The sequence below is a fragment of the Pseudarthrobacter sp. H2 genome, from assembly GCF_050157045.1.
Lineage (GTDB): Bacteria > Actinomycetota > Actinomycetes > Actinomycetales > Micrococcaceae > Arthrobacter.
This window is the reverse complement of the sequence record NZ_CP189594.1, coordinates 2,349,608-2,375,228: the sequence shown is the minus strand read 5'-3', so window position 1 is coordinate 2,375,228 and position 25,621 is coordinate 2,349,608. Positions and strand designations below refer to the sequence as shown.

18 protein-coding genes are annotated in these 25,621 nt (G+C 69.1%); 10 read left to right on the top strand and 8 right to left on the bottom strand.

The window, feature by feature from the left end; genetic code table 11:
• Positions 1 to 206: 206 nt before the first annotated feature.
• Positions 207 to 1,541 carry an RNA polymerase sigma factor gene (locus tag ACQCSZ_RS11265; RefSeq protein WP_427008059.1) on the top strand — a complete coding sequence of 445 codons (1,335 nt, stop codon included), beginning with the start codon at positions 207 to 209 and terminating at the stop codon, positions 1,539 to 1,541.
• A gap of 285 nt (positions 1,542 to 1,826) precedes the next feature.
• Here ACQCSZ_RS11265 and ACQCSZ_RS11260 read toward each other — a convergent pair whose 3' ends face one another.
• Positions 1,827 to 2,048: a DUF7455 domain-containing protein gene (locus ACQCSZ_RS11260; RefSeq protein ID WP_136323239.1), complete on the bottom strand. Its 222-nt coding sequence runs from the start codon at positions 2,046 to 2,048 to the stop codon at positions 1,827 to 1,829.
• Positions 2,049 to 2,314: 266 nt separating this feature from the next.
• Between ACQCSZ_RS11260 and ACQCSZ_RS11255 the strand changes: the two genes are divergently transcribed.
• Entirely contained in the window at positions 2,315 to 4,423 is a 2,109-nt protein-coding gene (locus ACQCSZ_RS11255; protein ID WP_427008058.1) for a DNA gyrase/topoisomerase IV subunit B, read from the top strand.
• A 105-nt stretch (positions 4,424 to 4,528) separates the two neighbouring features.
• Here ACQCSZ_RS11255 and ACQCSZ_RS11250 read toward each other — a convergent pair whose 3' ends face one another.
• Together ACQCSZ_RS11250 and ACQCSZ_RS11245 are read right to left on the bottom strand one after the other, a co-directional pair.
• A complete protein-coding gene (locus ACQCSZ_RS11250; RefSeq protein ID WP_427008057.1) occupies positions 4,529 to 5,518 on the bottom strand; it encodes a M56 family metallopeptidase in 990 nt (329 codons plus the stop codon).
• Positions 5,519 to 5,524: 6 nt separating this feature from the next.
• Positions 5,525 to 5,911: a BlaI/MecI/CopY family transcriptional regulator gene (locus ACQCSZ_RS11245; protein WP_211882042.1), complete on the bottom strand. Its 387-nt coding sequence runs from the start codon at positions 5,909 to 5,911 to the stop codon at positions 5,525 to 5,527.
• 295 nt (positions 5,912 to 6,206) lie between these two features.
• Between ACQCSZ_RS11245 and ACQCSZ_RS11240 the strand changes: the two genes are divergently transcribed.
• The 5 genes from ACQCSZ_RS11240 (at position 6,207) to ACQCSZ_RS11220 (ending at position 14,316) form a co-directional block, all read left to right on the top strand.
• Complete coding sequence (locus ACQCSZ_RS11240) at positions 6,207 to 7,802, top strand: cytochrome ubiquinol oxidase subunit I (RefSeq protein WP_427008056.1); 1,596 nt, start codon at positions 6,207 to 6,209, stop codon at positions 7,800 to 7,802.
• A 65-nt stretch (positions 7,803 to 7,867) separates the two neighbouring features.
• Positions 7,868 to 8,917, top strand: a complete 1,050-nt coding sequence (gene cydB, locus ACQCSZ_RS11235) for a cytochrome d ubiquinol oxidase subunit II (RefSeq protein ID WP_427008055.1) — start codon at positions 7,868 to 7,870, stop codon at positions 8,915 to 8,917.
• Positions 8,918 to 8,923: 6 nt separating this feature from the next.
• On the top strand, positions 8,924 to 12,457 hold the full coding sequence (gene cydD, locus ACQCSZ_RS11230) for a thiol reductant ABC exporter subunit CydD (RefSeq protein WP_427008054.1): 3,534 nt from the start codon (positions 8,924 to 8,926) through the stop codon (positions 12,455 to 12,457).
• Positions 12,458 to 12,590: 133 nt separating this feature from the next.
• Entirely contained in the window at positions 12,591 to 13,643 is a 1,053-nt protein-coding gene (locus ACQCSZ_RS11225) for a DUF222 domain-containing protein (protein ID WP_427008053.1), read from the top strand.
• Positions 13,609 to 14,316: a DUF222 domain-containing protein gene (locus ACQCSZ_RS11220; protein WP_427008052.1), complete on the top strand. Its 708-nt coding sequence runs from the start codon at positions 13,609 to 13,611 to the stop codon at positions 14,314 to 14,316. Before ACQCSZ_RS11225 ends, ACQCSZ_RS11220 begins: the two co-directional genes overlap by 35 nt.
• Positions 14,317 to 14,694: 378 nt before the next feature.
• Here the strand turns inward: ACQCSZ_RS11220 and ACQCSZ_RS11215 are convergent, their stop codons facing one another.
• The 3 genes from ACQCSZ_RS11215 to ACQCSZ_RS11205 all read right to left on the bottom strand — a co-directional run bounded on the left by ACQCSZ_RS11215 (position 14,695) and on the right by ACQCSZ_RS11205 (position 17,141).
• Positions 14,695 to 15,132: a DUF2871 domain-containing protein gene (locus ACQCSZ_RS11215; protein ID WP_427008051.1), complete on the bottom strand. Its 438-nt coding sequence runs from the start codon at positions 15,130 to 15,132 to the stop codon at positions 14,695 to 14,697.
• A 62-nt stretch (positions 15,133 to 15,194) separates the two neighbouring features.
• On the bottom strand, positions 15,195 to 15,926 hold the full coding sequence (locus ACQCSZ_RS11210) for an ABC transporter ATP-binding protein (protein ID WP_427008050.1): 732 nt from the start codon (positions 15,924 to 15,926) through the stop codon (positions 15,195 to 15,197).
• An 81-nt stretch (positions 15,927 to 16,007) separates the two neighbouring features.
• Positions 16,008 to 17,141, bottom strand: a complete 1,134-nt coding sequence (locus ACQCSZ_RS11205) for an ABC transporter permease (RefSeq protein ID WP_427008049.1) — start codon at positions 17,139 to 17,141, stop codon at positions 16,008 to 16,010.
• 216 nt (positions 17,142 to 17,357) lie between these two features.
• On the opposite strand from ACQCSZ_RS11205, the gene ACQCSZ_RS11200 reads away from it, so the two are divergent.
• Both ACQCSZ_RS11200 and ACQCSZ_RS11195 read left to right on the top strand, forming a co-directional pair.
• On the top strand, positions 17,358 to 18,653 hold the full coding sequence (locus ACQCSZ_RS11200) for a sensor histidine kinase (RefSeq protein WP_427008317.1): 1,296 nt from the start codon (positions 17,358 to 17,360) through the stop codon (positions 18,651 to 18,653).
• Positions 18,650 to 19,303, top strand: a complete 654-nt coding sequence (locus ACQCSZ_RS11195) for a response regulator (RefSeq protein WP_427008048.1) — start codon at positions 18,650 to 18,652, stop codon at positions 19,301 to 19,303. The genes ACQCSZ_RS11200 and ACQCSZ_RS11195 overlap by 4 nt, the downstream gene beginning before the upstream one ends.
• A gap of 44 nt (positions 19,304 to 19,347) precedes the next feature.
• Here ACQCSZ_RS11195 and ACQCSZ_RS11190 read toward each other — a convergent pair whose 3' ends face one another.
• Together ACQCSZ_RS11190 and ACQCSZ_RS11185 are read right to left on the bottom strand one after the other, a co-directional pair.
• Complete coding sequence (locus ACQCSZ_RS11190) at positions 19,348 to 19,866, bottom strand: DinB family protein (protein ID WP_427008047.1); 519 nt, start codon at positions 19,864 to 19,866, stop codon at positions 19,348 to 19,350.
• A 422-nt stretch (positions 19,867 to 20,288) separates the two neighbouring features.
• Entirely contained in the window at positions 20,289 to 22,811 is a 2,523-nt protein-coding gene (locus ACQCSZ_RS11185; protein ID WP_427008046.1) for a DNA gyrase/topoisomerase IV subunit A, read from the bottom strand.
• 67 nt (positions 22,812 to 22,878) lie between these two features.
• Between ACQCSZ_RS11185 and ACQCSZ_RS11180 the strand changes: the two genes are divergently transcribed.
• On the top strand, positions 22,879 to 25,581 hold the full coding sequence (locus ACQCSZ_RS11180) for a GNAT family N-acetyltransferase (protein ID WP_427008045.1): 2,703 nt from the start codon (positions 22,879 to 22,881) through the stop codon (positions 25,579 to 25,581).
• Positions 25,582 to 25,621: the final 40 nt, after the last annotated feature.

Here is a 25,621-nt window from a genome sequence, read left to right as displayed (position 1 = left end):
GACAATGAATGCCGAGACCCGGTTGGGTCCGTGTATCAAGTGCACGTAGCGGACCCTGGAAACAGGGAACAATACGGTCGCCCCGGCAGTTCTACTATGTGGCTCTGCTGTTCGTGACTGCACCTGATGTGAAACACGGACTTGACAGGGTCATAGTGGTGTTGCCCGTATGGTGATTCCACAGACCGCCGCTAGAAAGGTTTTCTGTGACCCCGTCTTCCGCGAAGAAGGAACCCGCCGACCAGGCCGTATTGTCCCCCGAGGATAAGAAGGCGGCGACGAACGCCAAGCGCGCCGCCACCCGTGCAGCCAACAAGGCTGTCAAAGACGCTGGTCCCGAGGGCGGCGATACCGCATCGGCTGCCGGCAAGCCTGAGCCCAAGAAGCGCGGGCCCAAGCCCGGCGCCAAAGCAGCGGCAGAAGCCGCCACCAGGTCCGCCCGGGGCGGTACCGACGACGATGCCGACGAGGTCGAAGAGGATCTCGATGAGCTGACTCCCGGCGCCGCCGAACTCGGAGAAGACGGCGAAGAGACCGCAGGCAAGGCCGCAGCCACCACCGGCTCCGGCTTTGTCTACTCCGATGCCGACGACGACGACGCCCCTGTGCAGCAGGTCATGTCCGCCGGTGCCACGGCGGACCCGGTCAAGGACTACCTGAAGCAGATCGGCAAGGTCGCCCTGTTGAACGCTGAACAGGAAGTGGATCTGGCCCTGCGCATCGAGGCCGGCCTCTTTGCCGAGGAAAAGATCAACGCCGACGACGGAACCATGGATCCGAAGCTGAAGCGCGAACTCGAGTTCGTCATCCACGACGGCAAGCGTGCCAAGAACCACCTGCTCGAGGCCAACCTCCGTCTGGTCGTTTCCCTGGCCAAGCGCTACACCGGGCGAGGCATGCTGTTCCTGGACCTGATTCAGGAAGGAAACCTGGGCCTGATCCGTGCAGTCGAAAAGTTCGACTACACCAAGGGCTTCAAGTTCTCCACGTACGCCACCTGGTGGATCCGCCAGGCCATCACCCGCGCCATGGCCGACCAGGCCCGCACCATCCGCATCCCGGTGCACATGGTGGAAGTCATCAACAAGCTGGCGCGCGTGCAGCGCCAGATGCTGCAGGACCTCGGCCGTGAACCCACCCCCGAGGAGCTGGCCCTCGAGCTGGACATGACGCCGGAGAAGGTCGTGGAGGTCCAGAAGTACGGCCGCGAGCCGATCTCCCTGCACACACCGCTGGGCGAAGACGGTGACTCCGAATTCGGCGACCTCATTGAGGACTCCGAGGCCGTGGTCCCGGCGGATGCCGTGAGCTTCACCCTGTTGCAGGAACAGCTGCACTCGGTGCTGGATACGCTTTCGGAACGTGAAGCCGGTGTCGTGGCGATGCGCTTCGGCCTGACCGACGGACAGCCGAAGACCTTAGACGAAATCGGCAAGGTCTATGGCGTCACACGCGAGCGGATCCGCCAGATCGAATCCAAGACGATGTCCAAGCTGCGGCACCCGTCACGGTCACAGGTACTGCGCGACTACCTGGACTAAGAGCCCGACCGCCAGCAGCAAAGGCCTCCACCGGATGACTTCCGGCGGAGGCCTTTGCCGTTCACGGCCGGCCCGGTCCTGCGCGACGCGCGGTTCGTTCCGTGACGCGCAAATGGCCGGACGACGCGCGGATTCAGGAGTCGCCCGGTAGTTTGCCGGTCGCCCGGTAATTTGCGGGTCGCCCGGTAATTTGCGTCGCTGGCACATAGCGGCGTCGCGGGGTGCCGCATACAAAACAGGGCCCCTCCGGAACGGAGGGGCCCTGGCCTGCTAAGCGTAGAAGGACTAGTCGACGGGTACCGGCGCCTTCTCCTGAAGACGGGCCGTCTCGTCGTGCCAGTCTGAGCTGAGGGGCCTGAGCGTCGGCTCTACGGCGCGTGCGTGGTGGCCGCAGAAAAGAAGCTCACCTCCGGAGGCACCGAGAACAACCCGGACATATGCCTGTGCTCCGCAACGATCGCACCGGTCAACGGTGGTGAGTGTGCGGTCCGCAACTGCTGTGGTCATTTTCGGCCTCCTTGTAGATCGTTACCTCCATATAACCAGTATTCGCAGCGAAACCATCGCCCGGATGGGACACTTTCGCTGTCCGCGTATCACGTCTCGGTAACGGCATCCCGCACGGCATCCCGCACGTCCAGGTATCGGCATCCCGTACGGCCGGCCGGGGGCGGTGGTGCGGCGGAGGGCGGCGGCCGGACTACCCTAGGAAGAGCGCCAATTCCCGGACCGTCCGATGGTGACTGTCCCGTTCCTGAAGGAGTTCACGACCCGTGGCACCCAGTTCTGATTACACCGCCCGGCATCTCTCTGTGCTGGAGGGCCTTGAGGCCGTCCGCAAGCGCCCCGGCATGTACATCGGCTCCACGGACTCCCGCGGGCTCATGCACTGCCTCTGGGAGATCATCGACAACTCCGTCGACGAGGCCCTGGCAGGCTTCGGCCACGACATCAAGATCATCCTGCATGCGGACAACTCGGTGGAGATCCACGACGACGGCCGCGGCGTCCCGGTGGACATCGAACCCAAGACCGGGCTGAGCGGCGTCGAGGTGGTCTTCACCAAACTCCATGCCGGCGGCAAGTTCGGCGGCGGCTCCTACACCGCCTCAGGCGGCCTGCACGGCGTCGGCGCCTCCGTGGTGAACGCCCTCTCCGCCCGGCTGGACGTCGAGGTGGACCGCGGCGGCAAGACCTACAAGATGTCCTTCCGGCGGGGCGAACCCGGCCGCTTCAAGGACACCGGCAGCAAGCCGGACCCGGCCTCCGTGTTCGAGCCCTTCGTCGACGGCTCGGTCCTGGATGTCGTGGGCAAAGCCAAGCGCGGCGTCACCGGCACCCGGATCCGCTACTGGGCGGACCGGCAGATCTTCACCCCGGACGCGAAATTTTCCTATGACGAGCTCGCCGCCCGGGCCCGCCAGACCTCCTTCCTCGTCCCCGGACTGAAGCTTACGGTCCGGGACGACCGCAAGCTCGCCGGAACCCCGGGCGAGTCCGGACCGCACACGGAGGTCTTCCACCACGACGGCGGCATCTCCGAATTCGTGGACTTCCTCGCCGCCGATCCGGCCGTCACGGACATCTGGCGCCTGCACGGCGCCGGCAAGTTCAAGGAGACCGTTCCGGTCATCGACGAAAAGGGCCACAGCCAGCTGGCCGAGGTCGAACGGGACTGCGAGGTCGACGTCGCGCTGCGCTGGGGCATCGGCTATGACAGCACGGTGCGCAGCTTCGTCAACATCATCTCCACACCCAAGGGCGGAACCCACCAGTCCGGCTTCGAACAGGCGCTCCTCAAGACGTTCCGCAAAGCCGTGGAAACCAACGCCCGCAAGCTCAAGGCCGGCAACGACAAGATCGAAAAGGACGACATCTTCGCCGGACTCACCGCGGTGCTGACCGTCCGGCTGGCCGAGCCGCAGTTCGAGGGCCAGACCAAGGAGATCCTGGGCACCTCCGCCGTCCGCGCCATCGTGGCCAAGGTAGTAGAGCACGAGATCAACGCCAAGCTGACCTCGGCCAACCGCAATGACAAGGCCCAGTCGGCGCTGCTGCTGGAAAAGATCGTCAGCGAGATGAAGTCCCGCATCTCGGCCCGCGTCCACAAGGAAACCCAGCGCCGCAAGAACGCGCTGGAGACCTCCTCCATGCCCACCAAGCTGGCGGACTGCCGCACGGACGACGTCGCCCGCTCCGAGCTGTTCATCGTGGAGGGCGACTCCGCGCTCGGCACGGCGAAGCTGGCACGCTCCTCGGACTTCCAGGCGCTGCTGCCCATCCGCGGAAAGATCCTGAACGTCCAGAAGGCCTCGGTGGGGGACATGCTCTCCAACGCCGAATGCGCCGCCCTCATCCAGGTGGTGGGGGCCGGCTCCGGCCGGAGCTTCGACATCGGCGCGGCCCGCTACGGCAAGGTGATCCTCATGACGGACGCCGACGTCGACGGCGCCCACATCCGGACCCTGCTCCTGACGCTGTTCTTCCGGTACATGCGTCCGATGATCGATCAGGGGCGGGTCTTTGCCGCCGTCCCGCCGCTGCACCGGGTGGAGGTCATCAACGCCGGCCAGAAGGCCAACGACATGGTCTACACCTACTCCGAGGCGGAACTGCACGTGCTGCTGGCCCGGCTGGCCAAGGAAGGCAAGCGGTACAAGGAACCCATCCAGCGCTACAAGGGCCTGGGTGAGATGGACGCGGGGCAGCTGGCCGAGACGACGATGGACCCGCGGCACCGCACCCTGCGCAAGGTCGGGATCGAGAACGCGAAACAGGCCGAGGACACGTTCGACCTGCTGATGGGCTCCGACGTCGCACCGCGCAAGGACTTCATCATCGCCGGCGCCGCCGGCCTGGACCGGGAGCGCATCGACGCCTGACCCCTCGGCGGGCTGCCCGCCGTCTCCGCACCGCCGCCGTCTCCGCACCGCGCCCCCCGTCTCCGTCCGCCCCGTGCGGCGGTGCGGATGGGGTTCGGTGGAGGTTCAGCCGAGCAGGCCCGGAACAATGAGCAGCGCCGTCGGCAGCGCGAGCAGCAGCAGGCAAACGGCAAGGACCGCGGCGCGCAGCCCTTGCGGCAGCGGAGGCTGCGGGGAGAGCAAACGGCTGACGCGGGAGGCCGTGGTGCGGGCCGAGCCGGCCCCGCCGGTGGCGCCGGGCTGGCCGGAATCGATGTCCGAGAGATCGGGCTGGCTGAACGCCATCGGGCCCGCGGGGGTGCCGGGAGAGCCGCTGGCCACGATGGCGATGGCCTTGATCAGGGTGGCCCTGCTTTCTGTCCGCAGCGCGACATCGTCGGCGAGCATCTCGATCAGCGAGCTGACAGCCTCCTGTGCCAGCCGGGTGGTGGGAAGCCATGGCAGGGCCTGGCGCCAGGCGGCGAAGGCCCACAGCAGCAGATGGTGGCGCTGGCTCAGGTGGGCGTTTTCGTGGATCAGCACGGCCCGCAGTTCCGCGGGTTCGAGGGCCGCCATCAGCCCGTCGGAGAGCACCGTCACGGAGCGTGCGCCGCCGGGAAGGCAGTAGGCGACCGGGGAGTCCAGATTGATCACCATGGTCCCGGGGCCGTCGGCCGAGGGGGAGGCGAGCAGGTCCAGCAGCTCCCGGTGCCGCCGCCGTTGCCGCTGGATCTTGTAATACGTCAGCAGCAGGGTGAAGACGAGATGGGCGGTCAGGAGCGCCGCGGCGGACAGGGCGAAGATGTGCCAGAAGCCGAGGTCCGTGGTGGGTGCATTGATCAACACCATTCCGGCCAGGGCCTTCAGCCCCGCCAGCAGGTTGTCCCCGACGGGCTCCAGCCCGTAGACCAGCATGGCGCCGATCATGGACAGGCCGCCGGCAAGGGCGATCGCCTGCCAGAGCAGCATCGCCGTGAACGGGGACCGCGCCGTCCAGTGGGCGCGCGAAAGAAGGATAGGTACCGGCCAGGCCAGTACTATCGCCAGGACCGCCAGAAAATATGAGGTCCAGAACATCGGGCGCTAGCTGCGGCCCAGCAGTTTGCGCAATGTCTCCGCTTCAGTGTCCGTGACCGAACCAATGAACCGTGCCAGCACCGCCTCGCGGTCCGGAGCGGATCCCAGCACCTCGTGCATGAGCTCCGCGGTGTGGTCTGCCCGGCTCGACACGGCCTGGTAGCGGTGCGGGCGGGTGCCGCGTTCGCGTTCGACCAGGCCCTTCCGCTCCAGGCGGGAGAGCACGGTGAGCACGGTGGTGACGGCCAGGTCCTTGCCTTCATGTCCGGCGCTGCCGTCCTCGGACCGGGTGCTTTGCGCGAGCCGGTCCCGCAGCGTATTGGCCGTGGCAGCCTCTTGGCCTGCCCAGAGCAGATCCATCACTGCCCGTTCCAGTTCACCGAGACTTGCCATTCCGTACGTCCTTCGTTTCCGGCCGCCCCGTCCGGCACTTCTGCCGTGCCGGGGGCGGCATGTGGTTGCTTCGGTTTCAAATTTACCGTGTTTTGCGCATTCTTTCTACATGAGGTAGAACATGACCGCTCCGGCGTGTCGGGGCATCCGGGGCGGCGCGGCACGCCGATTGCGGGGCGTGGCACCCCGTGGGAGTCTGGATACGGGAATGCGCCGATTTGTTCTACACTGTGTAGAAGTATCATTTCTACGTCACGTAGAAATTGCTCACGCCTAGCCAAAAGTAGGGACTGCCTTGGACGCCTTGGAAATCGCACGCTGGCAATTCGGAGTCACCACCGTCTACCACTTCATGATGGTGCCGCTCACGATCGGCCTCGGCCTGGTCGTGGCCGTGATCCAGACGCTCTGGTACCGGACCGGCAAGCCGGAATACCTCCGGATGACCAAGTTCTGGGGCAAGCTCTTCCTGATCAACTTCATCATGGGCGTCGCCACCGGGATCGTGCAGGAATTCCAGTTCGGGATGGCGTGGAGCGAATACAGCCGCTTCGTCGGCGACGTCTTCGGCGCGCCGCTGGCCCTGGAGGCACTGCTGGCGTTCTTCGTGGAATCCACGTTCCTGGGCCTCTGGATCTTCGGCTGGAAACAGCTCAAGCGCGGCGTCCACCTCGCCTGCCTCTGGATCGCCGTGATCGGCTCCGTGTTCTCCGCCTACTTCATCATCGTGGCCAACAGCTGGATGCAGCACCCCGTCGGCGTCGAAATGATCAACGGACGGCCCGTCATGACAGACGCGTGGGCCGTCTTCACCAACAACACCGCCCTCGTCGCGGTTCCGCACACCCTTTTCGGCGCCCTCGCCGTCGCCGGCGCCTTCCTCCTGGGCATCGCCTGGTACCACCTGTGGCGCCGCCGCCATGACGGCATCGACACCGTCGACGCCGACGGCAGGGTCGTCCCCGGCGAATCCACCGTCCCGGGACGTGACCGCGCCGACCACGCCGTCTGGATCCGCTCCCTGCGGATCGGCGCCGTCGTCGCCATGATTTCCTTCGCCGGCACCGCCATCACCGGCGACCTCCAGGGCAAGCTCATGTTCGAACAGCAGCCGATGAAGATGGCCGCCGCAGAGGCCGCCTGCCACGACGGCACCGGCTTCTCCGTGCTCAGCGTCGGCAACGTCGGCTCCAAAAACTGCGACGACGTCGTGGCCGTGATCGAGGTCCCGGGCATCCTGTCCTTCCTGGCCAAGGGCGACTTCAGCACCGAGGTCAAGGGCGTGAACAGCCTGCTGGACCAGTACAAGGCCGACTACGGCACCCACCTGCCGGACAACCCCATCTACGGGGACCGGGCCGGGCAGGAGATCCAGTACGTGCCGGTCATGGAAGTCACCTACTGGGGCTTCCGGATGATGATCGGTTTCGGCGGAATCGCGGCCCTCGCCGCGCTCGTGGCGCTCTGGGCCACCCGCAAGGGAACGGTCCCGGCCTCCCGCGGGCTCATGCGCGTGGCCGTGTTCGGCATCCTGGCGCCGTTCGGGGCCAACGCCGCCGGCTGGATCTTCACGGAGATGGGCCGCCAGCCCTTCGTCGTCGCCCCCAACCCGGATCCCAGCGGCATCGACCAGGTCTTCATGTTCACCGCCGCGGCCGTTTCCCCGGGCGTTTCCGCGGGCGAGCTCGTGACCTCCCTCGTGGTGCTGACCGCCGTCTACGCTGTGCTGCTGGTGGTCGAGGTCAGGCTCCTGGTCAAGTACATCCGCGGCGGCGTGGTGTCGGCGATGCCGGAACTCGTCCATGTCCCCGTCGTCGAAAACGAGGACGCCACCGGCGGCGGACCCGGCAAGCCCGGGGCCGGCGACGACGTCCTGGCCTTCGCCTACTAGGCATCCGCCCACTTAGCATTCGCCACCAGGCATTCGACAACCAAGAAGCGCAGAGGATTCTCAGCATGGAACTGCTACCCACCATCTGGTTCATTGTCATCGCGGTGCTGTGGACGGGCTATCTCTTTCTCGAGGGCTTTGACCTCGGCGTCGGCATGCTGATGAAGGGCTTCGCCCGGAACAACACCGAACGCCGCGTCCTGCTCAACACGATCGGCCCCGTCTGGGACGGCAACGAGGTCTGGCTCATCACCGCCGGGGCCGCCACCTTCGCGGCCTTCCCGCTCTGGTACGCGTCCCTGTTCTCCGCCCTCTACCTCCCGCTGCTGCTGGTCCTCGTGGCCCTCATCTTCCGCGCCGTGGCCTTCGAATACCGCGGCAAGGTGGACAACCCGCAGTGGCGCGCCCGCTGGGACTGGGCTATCGCCCTCGGCTCCCTCGTGGCGGGCTTCGGCATCGGCGCCGCGCTGGCGCTGACCACTACGGGACTGCCGCTGAACGCCAACGGTGACCGCGAGGGCGGCCCGTTCGCCTGGTTCAACGCCTACGCCGTGCTCGGCGGCCTCGCCGTCGTCGGATTCTCCCTCCTGCACGGGCTCGCCTTCCTGGCCCTGAAGACCGACGGCGACGTCCGCCACCGGGCACGCCGCTGGTTCGTCCGGCTGCTGCCGGTGCTGCTCCTGCCGATTGCGGGCTGGGCCGTAAGCCTGCAGCTGCTCAGCGGCGAGGCCTGGACGGTGGCCGCCGTCGTCGCCGCGGTCGTGGCGGCCGCCCTCGCCTGGGCCTTCGCCCGCAAGGGTGCGGAGGGCCGCGCATTCCTGTCTTTGGGCGCCTTCCTCCTGCTCGGCAGCGCCTCGATCTTCGGAGCGGCGTTCCCGGTGGTGCTGCCGTCGACGCTGAACCCGGCCTTCAACCTGACAATCTCCAACGCCTCCTCCTCCGACTACACGCTGGGGCTGATGAGCATCGTGGCGTGCGTGGGGCTGCCGCTGGTGCTGGCCTACCAGGCCTGGACCTACTGGGTGTTCCGGCGCCGCGTGAGCGCCGCGCACATCCCCGAGGCCCACAGCTTCCTTCCCGCGATCGCCGCCAAAGCGCTGGCACCCAAGGACTGACACCTGATGAGACCGCAGTTCCCGGCCGGCCCCGCAGCCCGTTCCGCCCTCTACCTGCTCGGCCTGCTCGCCGCCCTGAAGGCGTTCTCCCTCGTCCTGATGGGCCAGGCGGTCGCGGCGATGCTCGGCGGGCTGATGGCCCCCGGCCCCGCATGGAGCGGACAGCCGGTCTGGGACGGCCCCCTGGGCTGGGGCCTGGCCGGCGTGATCCTGCGGTCCCTGACCGTCTGGGCGCAGGCCGTCGCGTCCCGCCGTGCCGCGCTGGGCGTGAAGGAGGAGCTGCGCTCCCGGCTGCTGGAGCGGGCCCTGCGCAACGGGACCCGCGCCGCAGGCCCGTCCGACGGCGGCCTCGCCGTCCTGGCCACGCGCGGACTGGACGCCCTGGACTCCTATTACACCCAGTTCCTGCCCGCGCTGGTGAACTGCGCCGCCATCCCGCTGCTGCTCGGGGCGCGGATACTCTTCGCCGACTGGATCAGCGCCGTGGTGATCGTGCTGACCGTGCCGCTCGTGCCGCTGTTCATGGTGCTGATCGGGCGCTACACCGAAGAGCGGGTCAAGGAGGCGCAGTCCGCGCTGGCCCGGCTGTCCGGCCACATGCTGGAACTCGCCAAGGGCCTGCCCGTCCTGGTGGGCCTGGGCCGCGCCACGGCCCAGCGGAAGGCCCTCGAGGACATCTCCGAGGAGTACCGCGTCCGGACCATGGGGACCCTGCGCACGGCGTTCCTGTCCGCCCTGGCGCTGGAACTCATCGCCACCATCTCGGTGGCCGTGGTGGCCGTCTTCATCGGTGTCCGGCTGGTCAACGGCGACATGGCCCTCGAGGCCGGGCTGCTGGCGCTGATCCTGGCCCCCGACTGCTACCTTCCGCTCCGGGAGCTCGGCACCGCCCACCACGCGAGCGACGACGGCCGGGCCGCGCTCGCCGAAACCACCGCGGTCCTCGACGCACCCGAACCCGCACCCCTGGAACCCGCGCAACTGGGACCCGGGTCCCCGGGACCCGTCGGCCCCCGGAACGCCGTGCGTGGCCTGCCCGCCCGGCCTCCCGCCGTCGTCGTGAGCGGACTGACGGTCCGCTACGGCGGCAGGACGGACGCCGCCGTCGGGCCGCTCAGCTTCACCGCCGCGCCGGGCCGGATCACGGCCCTGGACGGCGCCAGCGGGGCCGGCAAGAGCACCGTGCTGGGCGTGCTGGCCGGCACCATCGGGGCCGGGGGCGGCACGGCGGTCAGCGGCCGGCTCGAAGGCTTCACGAGGGCGGACATCGCCTGGGTCCCGCAGCATCCGGTGATGGTGGCCCCGACGGTGCTGGACGAGATCCGGCTGTACCTGGGCGACGAGGGCTCCGCTGCAGCCGCGGCGGCCTCCGGCGCAGCAGCGGACGCCGCGGCGCACCGCTGCCTGGCCGCCTGCGCCGCGGACCATCTGGCGGCCAAGCACGCAGCCGAGCTCAGTCCGGGGGAGTTGCGCCGGGTGGCGCTGGCCCGCGGGCTGGCCCGGATCGAGGCCAGCGCCACCGTGCTGCTGCTCGATGAACCCACCGCCCACCTGGACCGGGAGTCCGCCGCCGCGGTCAGCCGCGCCATCGCGGCCCTGCGCGGCCGGGTCACCGTGCTGCTCGTGGCGCACGACCGCACGACCCGGGAGCTGGCGGACGAAATCGTGCCGGTCGCGGCCGGCCGGGTGCCGGAGGCCGGCGACCAGCCGCGCGAAAACCGGCCCGAACACCTGCCCGGGCCGCGGCCGCGGCCGCAGCGGCCGGTCGCACTGGCGGCAGTCGAGGCCGTCACGGTCCACGCCTCAAGGAACCCCTGGGCAGCCGCACCGCGTCGCCGCAGCACCCCAGAAGAAACTTCCGGCAGCACAACAACACAGCTGCGCCGCCTGCTGGCCCCCGTGGGTGCAAAGTTCGCCGCCGCCGGCGCCGTGGGCACCCTGGCCGCCCTCTTCGCCGTCGCCCTGGCCGGACTCTCCGGCTGGCTGATCATCCGAGCCAGCGAACAGCCGCCCATCCTGTACCTGCTCACCGCGATCGTGGGCGTGCGGTTCTTCGGCATCGGGCGCGCGGCCCTGCGCTACGCCGAACGGCTGCTGCTGCACGACGCCGTCTTCTCGGCCCTGACCAGGCTCCGCGGCCGGCTCTGGGGATCTCTGAGCCGCCGTGCTTTGTCGCTGCGCAGGCTCCTGCAGGGCGGCAACGTCCTCGGGACGGTCGTGGACGACGTCGACACGGTCCGGGAACTGCTGCCCCGCGTGGTCCTTCCGCCGCTGACAGCCGTGGCCGTTGCGGCTGCCGCGGTGGTCGGGATCGGGGTGCTGCTGCCGGCGGCGCTCCCGGCCCTGGCCGCCGCCGCGCTGGTCAGCCTCGTCGCGGCGCCGGCGCTGGCGCTGGCGGCGGACCGGATGTCCGCACGCACCGAACAACGCCTCCGCTCCGGGGTCCTGCGGGACGTGGCGGCCGCGCTGGACGCCCGGGCCGAACTGCACGCCAACGGAGTCGCCGCCCCGGTCCTGGCCGCCATCGGCCGGGCCGACCGCTCCGCGACCGCGGCCTCGCAGCGTTCCGCGTGGGCCGAGGGGCTTGGCCAGGGACTCACGGTGCTGGCCTGCGGGGCGGCGGCCCTCGCCAGCGCCGTGCTCGCCGCGCCGCTGGTCGTCGCCGGCGCCGTGGAACCGGGGACCGTCGCCGTCGTTGTCCTGCTGCAGCTTGCCCTCGTGGAGCCTTACGCGGCGATCACGACGGCGGTGCGCCAGTACCCGGCGCTGCGCGCCGTGCTGCGCCGGATCAGCGCCGCCGGAGTCCTGGAGCGCGGCACGGACGCCGGCCCCGAGCCGGTGTCCGGCGGCCTGGTGCCGGTGGCCGTGCGGCCCGGCGGGACGCCGGGGATCGAACTGGTGGACCTCGCGGCCGCCTGGCCCGGCGGCGACGCCGTCTTTGAGGGGCTCACCGCGTCCGCCGGCCCCGGGCGCTGGCTGGCCGTGACCGGGGCGTCCGGGTCCGGGAAATCCACCCTGTTGGCCGTGGTCCTGGGATTCCTGCCGGCACGCAGCGGCCGGATCCTCCTCAGCGGACGGGCCGCGTGGTGCCCGCAGGAGGCGCACCTGTTCGACTCCACCATCCGTGGAAACCTCATGCTGGGCCTGCCGGGTACGCCGGGTGGGACGACAAGGGCAGCGGGGGATGACCGGATGCGGGAGGCCCTGGCCGCCGTCGGATTGGGAGCTCTGCTGGAGCGGCTCGAGGACGGGCTGGACACGAGGATCGGCCCGGGGGGCGCGTTTCTCAGCGGCGGGGAGCGTCAGCGCCTGGCCGTCGCCCGCACCCTCATGACCGGGGCGGATGTGATCCTGCTCGATGAACCCACGGCGCACCTGGACGCGGAGTCCGGCCGGGCCATGCTCGCCGAACTGCGGCATGGGCTCCGGGACCGGACCGTGGTCCTTGTGACGCACAACCCGGAGGACATCGGCCCCGAAGACGACCGCCTGGACCTCGACGACGCCGCCAGGATTGCGCCGGTTCTGGCGCGGGCATAAGCCTGCGCCAGGTCTGTTTCCGGGGAACTCTCCAGAGCACCGGCACCCGGCACCCGGCACCGGGGCCGAGGGCGATGCGCGCACGGCCGGCGCCTGGGCTAATACTGTCGCAGGTCGGCAGTAGATTTTGTTCATGGACGGCAGCAGGGAGTTCGTCTCCTTCAAGGAGGCGGGGCAGGACGCAGGGCCTGTCCTGGGCTTGCTCCGGACGCTGGCCGCAACAGCCGTGGATGATGCGGCGGGCTTCGGATTCGCCGAGGCGGCGGACTTCGCCGGCGAGGTGGAGGAACTCTCGCGGACCGTGGAATATCTGCAGCTCGTCGCGGCCGGGGCGGTGGACCGGGCCAGGAAACTGCCGGCGGCAACGGCCCCCGCGGGCACCACATCGTGGGCCACCGGGTGGCGGGAGAGCCCCGGCGAAAGCCCCGGCGGCAGCCCGGGCAGCGCCGCCGCGGCTGGCGCTGCCGTGGCGTCCAACCCGGGCGGCGCCGCCGCCGGGGCTGACGCTTCCGTGGCGGCCGCCGGGACCGGGGCCGTGGATGACGGCTGCCGGAACACCATGGAGTTCCTGCGGGCGCGGCTGCGGATCAGCGCCGCGGAGGCCCGCCGCCGGCTCTCCCTGGCCGGCAGTGTCCTGCCGCGCCCGGTACTCGCCGGCCGGCAGCCGCTGCCTGCCCTCCGTGCGGAACTCGCAGAGGCCCTCGCCGCCGGGGAGGTCGCGTCCCGGTCCGCGACCATCATCGCCCTGGCCCTGGACGGCGTCCGGCACAGCTGCGACGCCGCGGCCGCGGCGGCGATGGAGCACGCCCTGACGCGCACCGCCGCCGAGAACGACCCCGACTTCCTGGCACGGATCGCCCGGCGCTGGGCCGATGCCCTGGACCAGGACGGCGCCGAACCCTCAAGAGCTCCTGCGCCAGCTCCAGGGCGCCTTCATCCGCCGCACCCGCCGCGGCCTGCACCACCTGGAAATCTTCGCGACCGCCGACCAGTTCGAACAGCTCCTCACCGTCATGAACACCGCCACCAACCCCCGCACCAGCGGCACGGGGCCATCCAGCGCTTCCAGCGACGGCCAGGATCCCGGGCCCGGCCCCGCCCCCGCCGCCTCCGCCGCCGCTTCCGCCGGGGCTGCCCGGGCGGCCGCCGCCGTGATCCCGCGTGCCGGCGGGGAAGAGGACACTGATCCCGGCGCGGCGGGGCTGGACCTCCGCTCCCGGCCGCAGAAACTCCTCGACGGCCTCGTCGGGGCCTGCAAGGCCGCGCTGGCGTCCGGCGGGCTGCCCGCCGCGGGAGGACTGCGCCCCCAGGTCATGGTCACCATCGACTACCGGGACCTGCTCGGAAGGCTCGGGGACACCGGCACCGCGGCCGGCAGCCACACCGGCGGCAGCCAACCCGGCCGGGGCCCGGCACCGGGACACACCGGAACCCTGAACACCGGAACGCTGCTGTTCACCGGGCCCGTGACGGCCGCCACCGTGCGGAAGATCGCCTGCGACGCGGACATCATCCCGGTGCTGCTCGGGACCGAGGGCAGGATCCTGGACATCGGCCGGACCTCACGGATCTTCCCGCCCCACATCCGCAAGGCCCTCACCGCCCGGGACCAGGGCTGCGCCTTCCCCGGCTGCACCATCCCCGCGCCCTGGTGCGAAGCCCACCACATCAGCTACTGGTCCCGCGGCGGCACCACCAGCACCGACAACGGCACGCTCCTCTGCGGTCACCACCACCACCTGGTCCACAAGGAACAATGGACCATCCAGCTCCGCACCGGCATCCCCTGGTTCATCCCCCCGCCCCACATCGACCCGCGCCAGGTGCCACGAAGAAACCACTACTTCCGCCTCGACTGACTGAGCCCGACCAACACTCGACGACGTGGGGCGTTGATCGACGAGGGAGGCGATTAACCCCTGTGTCTAAAACGACGTTCACAAGCTCCGGAGCGCATTGTGAGGAGCCGCCGCCGGTCGATGCCGTCCCCGAGCCGCCCGGCGGTCAGCAGCAAGGCCGCGAACACCACGGAGTGGGTGCTGTTCACCCGTTCGGCATCGGCGAGGTCCAGTTTCAGGTCCCGGATAATGGCTGGCGGTGAGACCCCGCCGACGGTGCCGTCGATGACGATGGACAGCCCGGCTGCCCGTACTGCGAGTCCGGTCCATCGTTTCTGGGCGCCGGTGCCGGCGCTTCTAGGTTCAGGGTCATCTCTGCCGCTTTTGGGGCAGGCATGTTCAGTTGGCGCGGCTGAGTTCGGCTTCGGCGGTCGCTTTGCCGGAGACGCGCTTGCCCAGGGTGATGAATAGGAGGATCAGGCCGGCAGTGAGGCCCATGTGGCCCAATCCGGAAATGCCTGGGATCGCAGCTGACGGTGTGATGCCTTGGACGGTCAGGATGCCGCCGAGGACCATCATGGCCGCCGTGAGGGCCAGACCGGCGTTGTAGGTCCAGAAGAATACGTTGAACATGCGCAGGCCGGAGAGGTTCAAGAGTTTATCCAGTGCCAGGACGCCGAGGAAGAACAACATTCCTGAGGCCAGGAGGTGCGTGTGTACCAGGGAGAGTTGGCTGTCGCCGCTGAAGTCGTTGGCTTTGGTGAATTCGCGGTAGAACAGGCCGGTCGCGAGGCCCGCGGTCAGGTAGGAGAGGGCGGCGTAGTAAGTCTTTTTCATGAGGGTGATCCTTGGATTGATGGGGGCCGCGGTTGAATTCAGGGAATGCGCGGTGGAGGCTATCAGACCGTTGTGAGGACGGGGGCGGTGAGTTTTCCGTCGCGCATGGTGGCCACCGAGTTGGTCAGCGGGACGAATTCGGTGTCGTGGGTGACCATGACGGTGGCGACCATGAAGTCGTCCGTGACCTGGCGAAGGAGCCGGACGATGGAGTCGCTGCGTTCGTGGTCCAGGGCCGCGGTCGGTTCGTCCACGAGCAGGACCTTGGGATCGCCCATCAGGGCGCGGGCGATGTTGACCCGCTGGCGCTGCCCGCCGGAGAGCTGGTGCGGGCGCTTGTTCGCGCAGGAGCTGAGTCCGACAATGTCGAGGAGTTCGGCGGCTTTGACCCGGGCAGCCTTGAGGGGTTTTCCCCGCAGATGGTCGCCGATGATGAGCTGCTCGGCCGCGGTGAGGGACGCGAGCAGGTTCGGCTGCTGGAAGATGATGCCGATGTTCTCCCGCCGCAGGGCAGTCAGGTCCTTGTCCCTGAGCCCGGTGGCGTCGGTGCCGTCGATAATCACCAGTCCATGGGTGGGGCGGACGAGGGTGGCGGCGGCGGCCAGCAGACTGGACTTACCGGACCCGGAGGGTCCCACGAGCGAGACCATCCGGCCGGCCTCGACAGTGAGGTTCACGGCGTCCAGGGCTTTGATGGTACCGTCCCCGTCCGGGTATTCAAGGGTGACGTTGACCAGGTTCAGGGCCCCCCGGGCGGTGGACCGGGTGTCGAGAGGGGTGGGGGTGGAAGGCATAGGGTTAGTTCCTTTCAGAAGGTGCCTGGGCGGAATCTGTGGCAGGGCCCGCGGACGGGACCCGCTGGCTGGGGAGAGTCTTTAGTTCCCGCCGAGGGCGATCAGGGCGTCGACCTTGGTGACGCGGCGGACGGCCAGTGCCGCGCCGGCCAGGCCGAGGGCGATGATTCCGAGGATGGGCAGGAGTGTCGTTGCGGGGGTGACCAGGAAGGGGGCTGCCTGGGCTGCGAAGAAGCCGCCGAGGATGCCGACCCCGCCGCCGATTCCGGCCCCGGCCAGCAGAACGATCGCGGCCTGGGTGATGGCGTCGCGCAGGACGTAACCGCCGGATGCTCCCATGGCCTTCAGGACAGCGATATCGCGGGTCCGCTGGACGGTCCATACGGTCAGGAAGGCCACGATGACCAGTGCCGAGATGCCGTAGAGGAAGGCCTGCATCAGCGTCAGGGAACCGTTTTCGCTCTTGAAGGAGCCCAGGGCCTGGAAGGATCCGGTGCGTGAAGCGCTCACGGTGTTCGCTGCCGCGTTGGCGGCGGCCTCGTCAACGGTGGCGCCGTCGTTGTAGGTGATGGCGGCGACGGTTCCGAGCTGGCCAGGGTCCGTCAGATGGGCCAGTTTGGACCAGACGGGCAGGGCGGTCCAGACCACACTCGTGTGGGAGTACCACTGGTCGTCAACCACGCCGCTGACGGTCAGTTCGGTTCCTCCGACGCTGGCCTTGTCCCCGATGTTCAGGGACAGGGCCGTGGCCACGGTCTTGCCGATCACGACAGTGTCGGCGGCAACGGATGACGGTGCCAGCTGGCCGTCCGGTGCAACGCCGAAGACTGCGACGTTGGTGGTCCCGGTGCCCGTGCCGCTGTCTGTGGCCACGGACTGGAACCGGGTCTGGCTGATGCCCAGGGCTTCGGCGTTTTGGACTCCGGCCCGGTTCTTCCAGCTGTCCACCTGCGCGGCGGTGACTTCACTTTCGGTGAAGGATGCCTTGGGCTCGTTGGTGCCGGGGGCGCCGAACACGATGCTGTCCACCGCCTTGGACGCGACTCCGCTGCCGTGGATGGCGCCGAGTTTGTCGATCGCTGAGGTCGACTGGTCGCCCAGGCCCGCGGTCAAACCGGAGAGCATGACGAGCAGCAGGGTGATCAGGGCGATTACGCCGCCCATCAGGGCGAATCGTCCTTTGGCAAAGCGGATATCGCGTAAGGCAAGAAACACGTTTTTCTTCTTTCAATGGCTGATGAGGTGGCCGAAAGGCTCATGTATCCACTCTCCCGCGGGTCGGAACCGGCACCATCGGGGAGTCGGTTGATACGCGGCGGACAAATGGTTGACCCCCGGGTCAACCATTTGGTTGATCCAGCCCGGGCCTGCCGCGCATAAGCTGATCTAATGCCTGCCACGGAACACCTACGGCCCCCGGACGAAACCGGTATGCTTGGGCCCGCCGACCCCCTTAGTGGCCTGGACGCTGCGCCCTCCGTTGCGATCGTGCGCGTGCTGAGACTGACGCTCCATGTGGGTTTCGCCGCCCTGCTGGGTGTGGCCGTGCTGAGGCTGCTGTTATCCGGTGGCGGTGACCCGATCCGGTATGCCTGGGCCGGGACCGCGTTTGTTCTGGCCGGGGTCTATCTGGCCGGCACCATCATGGAGAAGCGCTTCGCCGTCGGCAGCACGGGTTTCGATCCACATCGCTACGGAGTCCTGTGGCTGGGAATCGTCACTGCACTGTGGGCCGTCCTGCTTGCCGGGAGTTCCGACTTTGCCTGGCTGGCATTCCCGCTCTTCTTCCTGCACCTGCACCTGTTGCCACGACGGATCGCGCTGCCGACCATCGCGGTGATGACGGCGGCGGTCATTGCCGCCCAGTGGGCCGCCAGCGGACTCCCGGCCCCCCATCTTGCGATCGTGCTGGGGCCGATTTTTGGTGCGGCGTTTGCCGTCGTCACCGGACTGGCCTACCGCGCCTTGTACCGCGAGGCAGCGAACCAGCGACGTGCCGCAGATGAACTCCGCCGGACCAGGGCGGAGCTGGCCGCATCCCAGCACGACGCCGGCGTGCTGGCCGAGCGCGGGCGCCTTGCCCGGGAAATCCACGACACCCTGGCCCAGGGGCTCTCCAGTATCGTGCTGATGGCCCGTGCGGCGGAAAAATCGCTTGCGGATGGAGACACCGCCACAGCAGCAGCACGCTTTGCAACGGTGCAGCAGACCGCCTCGGACAATCTGGCTGAGGCGCGCAACTTTGTCCGCGGGCTCTCCTCCCCGCAACTGCAGGAAACGTCCTTGGTGGAAGCCCTGCGCAGGCTCTGCGAAGGAACGGAAACCAGCACCGCTGCCCGTGGCATCGCGCTGCGGTGCCGGTTCGAGTTCGACGGCGACGCCGCCGAACTGCCGCAGCCGTACCGGGTGACCCTGCTGCGCGCCGCCCAGGCCAGCCTCGCCAACGTCAGGGACCACGCCAAAGCCAGCAACGCCGTCGTGACCGTCGCCTTCCTGGGCACTGAAGTGACCATGGACATCTATGATGACGGCGTCGGTTTTGATCCGGCCGGCTCGCGGGCCGGCACGAGGGCCCGCACCGACGGCAGCGGTTTCGGGTTGCGGTCCCTACAGGAACGGGTGAGGGCACTCAAAGGCTCTCTCGAACTGGAATCGTCGCCGGGTGAGGGGACGGTGGTGGCCATCCGCCTACCTCTGGATGAGGTATCGGAGAGTGAAGAACGATGAATGAAATCCGCATTCTGCTGGTTGATGACCACCCTGTGGTCAGAGCCGGGCTGCGGGCCATGCTCACCGAATTCGAGGGCATCTCAGTAGCTGCTGAAGCCGCCGACGGCAACGCCGCGCTCAAGGAACTGAAACGGCTGCAGACCTTGGGCGAACCGGTGGACGTTGTGCTCATGGACCTGCAAATGGGTGCCGGCATGGACGGAGTCACCGCGACCGCAAAGATCAGGCGGCTGGACGCACCTCCGCCGGTGCTGATTCTGACCACCTACGACACGGACGCGGACATCCTGGCGGCCGTGGAGGCAGGCGCCAGCGGCTACATGCTCAAGGACGCGCCTTCCGAACAGATCCGGCAGGCCGTTGTCGCGGCCGCCGCCGGTCAGACCGCCTTGGCCCCCAGAGTTTCCGCCCTGCTCATGGACCGGATCAGCAACCCCGGCCCGTCACTGACACCTCGGGAAGTCCAGTTGCTCGAGCTTCTCGCGACAGGGCTATCCAACCGGGCCATCGCAAAACAGATCTTCATCTCAGAGGCAACGGTGAAGACCCATCTGGTGCACATCTTCGGAAAACTCGGCGTGGACAACCGCACTGCAGCCATCGCCGCAGCAACCCGGCGACGCATCATCCGGGCTGCCGGGCACTAGCCAGCCGCGCTTGTGTGACCCGCCGCGCCCTGCCTTTCCACGCCCTACCCGTCCACATCGTGGAGGTGATGGACGGCGTCGTGCAGGAAGTACTGGGCGAAGGTCAGGATGGTGAACACCGACCCGTTGCTGCGGGTGCCCTTGCGGCCCCACTGCTCCTCGGGGACAGCCGCAAAGGACGCAGCGATCCGCTCGCCCGCGGCGGTCAGCGTGGCGCCGACCCCGGCCGGATCGGCGTGGGCGTAGTCCTTCTCGACGGCTGCCCGGTCCTGGTCCCAGTCCTCGAACCGGGCGCCGTCCTCGCTGAGCATCAGGCCCAGCCGGTAGTCGAACAACGTGAAGACGTCCCGGACGTGGCAGGCGTACTCGAGCACGGACCAGGTGGCGTCGTCGGGCCGCTGTGACACGCCGGGCCGGCGCAGCGCCGCACGCCAGCGCGGGAGCATGCCGGCGATGCTCGCCGGCACCGTGGCCGGGGTGGCCGCCGAGGCATCGAAACCGCACTCGGGACAGGGCCGCTGCAGCACCCAGGTCCAGTCCTTGTTGTCCGGGATGATAGGCATGCGAGCAGTCTAAGCGCATTTCTCCCGGAGCAGCCGAGCGGCGGATGCGGTCCACGGCGCGCCCTGCCGGCGGCGCGAGGGCTGCGACTGGTAGAGGTGTGCACCCCGAGCGGGCGTGACATAGAGCGCGCCGAGTTCGCCGCCGGGACGCAAGTTGCCTAAGGGGGCCTGCCTTTGTAGCCCATGCCGGCCGTGGCACCTCACCTCGAAATCGGACTCACAGGTTCCCGCGTGGGTCCGACGTCGTTGTTTCGTGTAGTTCCGGGCTTGGAGGTGAGCCAGCGCCGGCCATTTGCCACAGATGGCCGGAACGCCGGACCCAATTGCGGCCCTTTGTGTCGAATGGGTGACCCGCGACCCGCGACCCTGGCGCCTTCGTCGGTGGAAGCCCGGCGCCCGCCCGCCATGTTGACAGCGGGAGGCTAGGCTTCGGTCCCAAGTTCCTCGGGCCAGGCCATGCTCGGGCCGATCGCGTCGACGGCCTGGGAGAGCGGGATCCCGGAACCGTCGCGGCGGCCGTGCTCCCCGGGCAGGGACCGCGCCGCGCCGGCCAGCGAGGACGCCTTCGCCGGGCCGTGCCCGGCCCAGGTGAGCAGCAGGGTGTCCTCGCCCTTGAGGAAGCGGTGCGCCCGGACGCCGGCCGTGCCGCGGCCCTTCGCCGGGCACTCGGAGAGCGCGGTGACCTTGGCGGTTCCCGGATCGGTGCCCGGGAGGGCGCCCTCGGTGCCGGCAATCGTCACGACGACGGCGGCGCTGTCGGCCGCGCCGGCGGTGCCGAAGAACAGGACCCGGTCCCCGCCGGCCAGCTTGATGCCGGCCATTCCGCCGGCGGTCCGGCCCTGCGGCCGCACGGCGGCGGCGCTGAAGCGCAGCAGCTGCGCCTGCTGCGTCACGAAGACGAGGTCGACGTCGTCGGACCCGGCGGGTGCGACGCCCACCACGGTGTCCTTGTCCTTGAGCGCGATGACTTCCCAGTCCTCGCGGTTCAGCGGATAGTCGGCCTGCACGCGCTTGACCACGCCCTGGGCCGTCCCGACCGCCAGGACCTCGTCCAGCGGCGCGAACGCCACGAGCGTTTCGCCCTTCAGCAGGGTGATGAAGTCCTTGGCCGGCACGCCGCCGGCCATGTTGGGGGTTCCCGACGTCGGCGGCAGCACCGGCATGTCCATCACCTGCAGGCGCAGCATCCGGCCCTGGGACGTGACAGCCGCAATCTCGCCGCGCGCGGAGGTCTTGACCACGGACCGGAAGACGTCGTGCCGTGTGCGCGGCCCGGACTCGGCGAGGCTGTCCTGGTTCCCGGTCCGGGCGATCAGGCCTGACGCCGTCAGGATGGCCCAGCAGGGGTCGTCGGCGATTTCCAGCGCCAGCGGCGCGGCCTTGCCCTTGGCCCCGGGCGCGGCGGCCAGGGCGGCGGCCGTGGTGGGGGAGAGGGCCTCGGATTCGAGCAGCACGGTGCGGCGCGCGGTGCCGTACTTCTCCGCGATCCCGGCCAGCTCGGAGGACACCAGCCCGCGCAGCAGCACCTCCGAGCCGAGGATGGCCTCAAGCTCGGCGATTTCCCGGCGCAGCTCCTCCTGCTCCTTTTCCAGCTCGATCCGGGAGTACTTGGTCAGCTGCCGCAGCCGGAGTTCCAGGATGTAGTTGGCCTGGATCTCGGACAGGTCGTACACGGACATCAGACGGGTCCTGGCCGCGGCCACCTCGTCGGAGGACCGGATGATCTGGATGACCTCGTCGATGTCCACGATGGCGATGAGGAGGCCCTCCACCAGGTGCAGGCGGTCCTTCTTCTTGCCGAGCCGGAAGGCCGTGCGCCGCCGCACCACGGTGATGCGGTGCTCCACGTAGACGGTCAGCAGCTGCACCAGGCCCAGGGTCTGCGGCTGGCCGTCCACCAGGGTCACGTTGTTGATGCCGAAGGAATCCTCCATCGGGGTGTACCGGTAGAGCTGCTGGAGCACGGCGTTGGGGTTGAAGCCGTTCTTGAGCTCGATCACCAGGCGCAGGCCGTGCTTGCGGTCCGTGAGGTCCACGACGTCGCTGATGCCGGTCAGCTTCTTGGAGTTGACGGCGTCCTTGATCTTCTCGATCACCTTCTCCGGGCCCACCATGTATGGCAGTTCCGTGACCACCAGGCCGGTGCGGCGGGCCGAAAGCTGCTCGACCTCCACCTTGGCCCGGGTCTTGAACGAGCCGCGGCCCGTGGCGTACGCCTCGCGGATGCCGTCGAGCCCCACGATCCGGCCGCCGCTGGGCAGGTCGGGGCCGGGGACGAACTTCATCACATCCTCGAGCGTGGCGTCCGGGTACTCGATCAGGTGCCGGGCGGCGTCGATCACCTCCGCCAGGTTGTGCGGGGCCATGTTGGTCGCCATGCCGACGGCGATGCCGGTGGCGCCGTTGACCAGCAGGTTCGGGAACGCGGCCGGCAGCACCTCGGGCTGGGTCAGCTGGTTGTCATAGTTGGGCACGAAGTCCACGACGTCCTCGTCGAGGTGGTCCGTCAGGGTCAGCGCCGCCGCCGCGAGGCGGGCCTCGGTGTACCGCGGGGCCGCGGGGCCGTCGTCGAGCGAGCCGAAGTTGCCGTGCCCGTCGATCAGCGGCAGCCGGAGCGAAAAGTCCTGTGCCATGCGCACCATGGCGTCGTAGATCGCCGTGTCGCCGTGCGGGTGCAGCTTGCCCATGACCTCGCCCACCACGCGGGCGCTCTTGACATGGCCCCGGTCCGGGCGGAGGCCCATCTCGGACATCATGTACAGGATGCGCCGCTGCACCGGCTTGAGGCCGTCGCGGGCGTCCGGCAGGGCCCTGGAGTAGATGACTGAATAGGCGTACTCCAGGAACGAGCCTTCCATTTCGGAAGTGACGTCGATGTCAACGATGTTCTCGGTGAAATCCTGGCTGGCTTCCCCTGAGGGGGGCGTGGTTTGGCGGCGGGCCATGAGGTTGGAAGGTCCTTCTGAGCGGTGCTGAACGGGTACTGCGTAAGTTTATGACTAGGCTAAGCCTATGGTGGATCAGCCCGCGGACGGCGAATATCCGGAACATTGGGAAGCCGACGTTGTCCTGCGCGACGGCGGGACGGCGCATCTGCGTCCCATCCACCCCTCCGACGCGGACGCCGTGCAGGCCTTCCACACCGGCCAGTCGCAGCAGTCCATCTACATGCGCTTCTTCGCGTTCAAGTCCAGGCTGTCCCCCAAGGAACTCAAGCGCTTCACCGAAGTGGACTACAAGGACCGGGTGGCCCTCGTGATCACCATCGGCGGGGAGATCATGGGGATCGGCCGCTACGACCGGCTGGATGATCCCGAAGAAGCGGAAGTCGCCTTCAACATCGCCGACGCCCACCAGAGCCGCGGCATCGGGTCCATCCTGCTCGAACACCTCGCCGCCGCCGCCCGCGAACACGGCATCAGTAAATTCAGCGCCGAGGTGCTCCCGGAAAACCGCAAGATGCTCATGGTGTTCTCCGACGCCGGCTACGACGTCAAACGGCATTTCGACGACGGCGTGGTCAGCCTCGAGTTCAACATCGACCCCACCGACCGTTCCCGCGCCGTGATGGAGTCCCGCGAACACCGCGCGGAGGCGCGCAGCATCCAGGAACTGCTCGCCCCGTCCTCGGTCGCCGTGATCGGGGCCAGCCGCACACGGGGCACCGTGGGCCACCAGCTCCTCGAACACATCATCGAGGCCGGGTTCACCGGCCCGGTCTACGCGATCAATCCCGAAGCCTTCGAGCTCGCCGGCATGCTCTCCTTCGCCCGGCTCGCCGACGTCCCCGGCCCCGTCAAGCTCGCCCTCATCGCCGTACCCTACGACGAGGTCCCCCGGGTGGTCGAAGAATGCGGCGCCGCCGGAGTCAAGGGGATCGTGGTGGCGACGGCAGGGTTCGCGGACGACGGCGAACGCGGCCTGGCCAGGCAGCGCGAACTGGTGCGGCAGGCCCGGGCCAACGGCATGCGGGTGATCGGCCCGGCCTCGCTGGGGATCATGAACACCAACCCGGCCGTGGCGCTCAACGCCTCCATGGCACCCGCGCTCGCCCGCCGCGGCGGGCTGGGGCTGTTCACCCAGTCGGCCGCGATCGGCGTGTCCCTGTACGCTGCCGCCAGCCGCCGCCGCGTCGGCCTCTCCACCTTCCTCTCCGCCGGCAACCGTGCCGACGTCTCCGGCAACGACATGATGCAGTTCTGGGAGGACGACGCCGACACGACCGCCGTCGGGCTCTACCTCGAATCGATCGGCAATCCCCGCAAGTTCTCCCGGCTGGCGCGGCGCCTGGCGCGCACGAAGCCCGTGATCGTCGCCAAGTCCGACGCCATGGGGCTGGGGCTTCCGCCCGGCCACGCCGTGCGCACCACGCAGGCGCCGCCGGAGGCCCTCGACGCGATGATGCGCCAGGCCGGCGTGATCCGGGTGGAGACCATTGAACAGCTCATGGACGTCGCCCAGATCGTGTCGAGCCAGCCGCTGCCGACGGGCCCCGGCATCGCCGTCTTCAGCAACTCCCGCGCGCTCGGCAAGGTCGTCTCGGACAGTGCGGCCACGCAGGGCCTGGGGGTGGAACGCATCATCGCCGACGTCGACCTGGACGCCGGGATGTCCGCGGCGCTGCCGGCGCTGCGGCGCAGCCTGCAGGAAACCCTGACCCTCGACACCGTCCACGCCGTGGTGGTGGCGCTGCTCCCGGCGCGCGGGCTCACCGTGGAAAAGATCGCCGGGGTGCTCGCGGAGTGTTCCGCGGCCGCCGGAAAGCCCGTGGTCGCGGCGTTCAGCGGCATCCTGGACCCCTCCGTCTACGTCGAGGGAATGGTCGGATCGGAAACGGCGCAGCCACCCCACGCGGCCACCGTGCCCTGCTACTCCAATCCGGGCGCCGCCGTGGCGGCGCTCGCCGCCGTCGTGCGCTACGCCGCGTGGCTGCATCGTGACCAGGGCCTGTTCGCGGAGCCCGAGGGCTGCGACCCGGACGGCACCCGCGCGGACCTTGAGCAGTTGCTCCGCAACGTCCCGGGTGAGCAGCTGGTCCGCCTTGACCCGGGGCCGGCGGGAAAGCTGCTGGGCCATTACGGCATCCGGGTGGTGCCGTCCGAAGGCTTCGAGACCACGGAGCAGGCCGTGTCCGCGGCCGACAGGCTCGGCTGGCCGGTGGCGCTGAAAACCACGGACCCGGCGCTGCGGCACCGGCTGGACCTGGGCGGGGTGCGCCTGGACATCCAGGACGCCGAGTCGCTGCGGCGGAACGTGCAGGAGATGCGGAAATCGCTGGAACGCTACGGCTCCCCGTCCCTGGAGGTGCAATCCATGGTGCCGGTGGGGCAGGCCTGCACCTTCCGCGCCATCGAGGACCCGCTGCTGGGCCCGGTGGTTTCCTTCGGCCTCGCCGGGGACGCGGTCAACCTGCTGGACGACTGGGCCCACCGGGTGCCGCCGCTGTCCGGTTCCGACCTGCACGACTTCATCCGCGGGCCCCGGGCGTCCCGGAAGCTCTTCGGCTACCAGGGCCTGCCGGCGGTGGACGTCGCGGCCCTTGAAGACCTTGCGGCGCGGCTGTCGCGGCTCAAGGACAACCACCCGGAGATTGCCCTGGTGGATTTCAACCCGGTGCTGGCAGGGCCCGACGGTGCCGCGATCCTGTCCGCCGACGTGCGGATCGCCAACGCCGCCCAGCGCACCGACAGCGCCCGGCGGGCCATGCGCGGCTAACCGTACCGGGCGCCGTGCCTGGAGCCGTACCGGGAGCCGT